Raw genomic sequence first — 2,344 nt, 5'->3', positions numbered from 1 at the left:
CTGTTTTATCGATTAACTGCATAAAGAGTCATCATTCCCACCTCAGCACAAACTTTCTCTGTTAATGCGACAGAACCTTATGATTAACGGATTGCTGATAACTCGGGTTCCAGCAAAAGACTCATATCAAAACCAGTTATCCGAAAACCAAACTCTTTATATAATTTTAAAGCCCTTTGATTGTCCGGTGACACTCTTAGTTCTACCTCATACGCACCCTGGCGAGTCAGTTCATTCAGGAACGCACGGATAAAATCCCTGCCCATCCCCTTACCCTGAAATTCTGGGATAAGCATTATATCTGACAAAAAAGCTGAGTTATCTTCCAAGCTGAACCACAGATATCCCGCAGCCTGAGCGTCATGTTCATAAGTTCTAAAATGGTTATTTTGAGTATTGATACCCGCCGGCAAGGCTGTTTTAAATGATTTCGACGCCTCTACCTCGGCTTTTTTACGGCTGTACCGATGATTTGTCATCAGGTCTTCAACATAGTCATTTGAAGAGAGGTTCGCCCAGAGGTCAAACTCGTCGCAATGCATGGGCCTATAAATTGATTTGGGGATTTTTGACTGTTTTGTTTTCAATCTACTGTCTCACTCTTAATAGTAACGTAACGCATGCTCAGTACTACCCTACTGGATTAGCCATCGATTCAGCATGATAAAATTGTATCATATAGCTTTGCCAACTTAACGTAATCTTGCTGACGCCGAAGTCTGCTTTTCGCTATGAGTTCAACGGGTCGATGCAACGCTATCCTTAAACGAGGAGGATGTTGCCATGAATCGAAGAACGCGCATTTACTACACGCCAGAACAAATCGCCGGTTGGTTGAAACGCTGTTATCCCGATAATCAGGAAATGTATGTGTCACACGAAACGATTTATAAAACGTTTTTTATACAAACCCGGGGAGCATTAAAAAAAGGGCTGCAACAGTGCCTCAGAAGCAGAAGAACAGTGCGCAAATCCAGAACAACATCGCTGAAAGGGAAAGGATTAGGGACAATCCCAGATGCGATACCCATCAGCGAAAGGCCACCCAATGTTGCAGACAGGGCCATACCCGGTCACTGGGAAGGAGACTTGATACAAGGCTCTAAAAACTCATATATTATCACACTGGTAGAACGCCATTCCCGCTTTGTTATGCTGGCTAAAATCAGTGACAACAAGACCACGACAGTAATATCTGCACTCATCAAACAAGCCCAAAAATTACCTGTTGAACTGTATAAAACATTAACCTGGGACAGGGGAGCTGAAATGACCAACCACACCCTGTTTACTGTAGCCACTGACATTCAGGTCTATTTTTGTGATCCTCAATCTCCCTGGCAACGTGGCTCCAATGAAAATACGAACAGGTTACTCAGACAGTATTTTCCAAAAGGAACTGACTTATCAGTTCACAGCCAGCAAAGATTAAATAGTGTTGCCAGGCAACTCAACGAGAGACCGAGAAAAACGCTAGGCTATGAGTCACCCGCAGAGCGATTTTACCAGTGTGTTGCATCGACCCGTTGAACTCACAGCGAATAGCTACCAATGAGTATTTTTTACAGTTGATCGCGCTGTGTAAATTCTGTTGCATATCTCACGGGGTTACCATAAAGCGTAAAAATCAGCCCAGTATAGCCCAAAGTCACTAGGGGCTGTTGACGTTTTATGAGGGGAATTTGAACAGCATGATGATCTGGTATCATTGTCTTCGCGAAAAAACCATTACCCCAGACCATCATGCCAAGAACAATGTTATCAAAATCTTTATGGAATAAGCTAGCTGTATTGATGCAACAAAGTGGATATGTGTATCACAAAGAAGAACATTATCTGACTTTCGAAGGGATCCTTTACCGGATGCGAACAGGCTGTCCCTGGCGAGATGTCCCCACTGAATTTGGCAAATGGAACACCATTTTTAAGCGCTTTAATGATGGGTCTAAGAAAGCTATTTTTAATTTATTATTCAAATTATTATCTGAGAATACAGATACAGAATGGTTGTTCATTGATGGCAGTATTGTTCGGGCTCATCAACATAGTTCAGGTGCCGCTTCTGTGGAAGATGAAGCCATGGGTAAAAGTCGGGGAGGACTTTCTACCAAAATTCATTTAGCCGTAGACAGTTATGGCCTACCTGTCCATTTTGAGCTGTCCGGTGGTCAAACTCACGACATTGTTCATGCGGAAAGTTGGGTGACGCATTCGCCTTCATCGGATTTTGTGATCGCTGACAAAGGTTACGACAGCAGCACTTTCAGAAGGGCAGTGTCGCGTTAACGGCGGCAAGTTAGCAAAAGTGGTGTTGCCGGTTATTTAGGCAGCCAGCAAATAGAAT

1 protein-coding gene and 2 pseudogenes are annotated in these 2,344 nt (G+C 43.3%); 2 read left to right on the top strand and 1 reads right to left on the bottom strand.

From position 1 onward, the window contains the following. Positions 1–83: 83 nt before the first annotated feature. On the bottom strand, positions 84–587 hold the full coding sequence (locus NXS07_RS19550; protein ID WP_038222533.1) for a GNAT family N-acetyltransferase: 504 nt from the start codon (positions 585–587) through the stop codon (positions 84–86). A 205-nt stretch (positions 588–792) separates the two neighbouring features. On the opposite strand from NXS07_RS19550, the pseudogene NXS07_RS19545 reads away from it, so the two are divergent. Together NXS07_RS19545 and NXS07_RS19540 are read left to right on the top strand one after the other, a co-directional pair. After that, a pseudogene (locus NXS07_RS19545) lies at positions 793–1,530 on the top strand (IS30 family transposase); the annotation flags it as partial. A gap of 213 nt (positions 1,531–1,743) precedes the next feature. Next, positions 1,744–2,283 (top strand): annotated as a pseudogene (locus tag NXS07_RS19540) (IS5 family transposase); the annotation flags it as partial. Positions 2,284–2,344 lie beyond the last annotated feature (61 nt).

The organism is Xenorhabdus bovienii, assembly GCF_024721015.1.
GTDB lineage: Bacteria > Pseudomonadota > Gammaproteobacteria > Enterobacterales > Enterobacteriaceae > Xenorhabdus > Xenorhabdus bovienii.
This window is presented reverse-complemented; position numbering and strand designations above follow the sequence as displayed.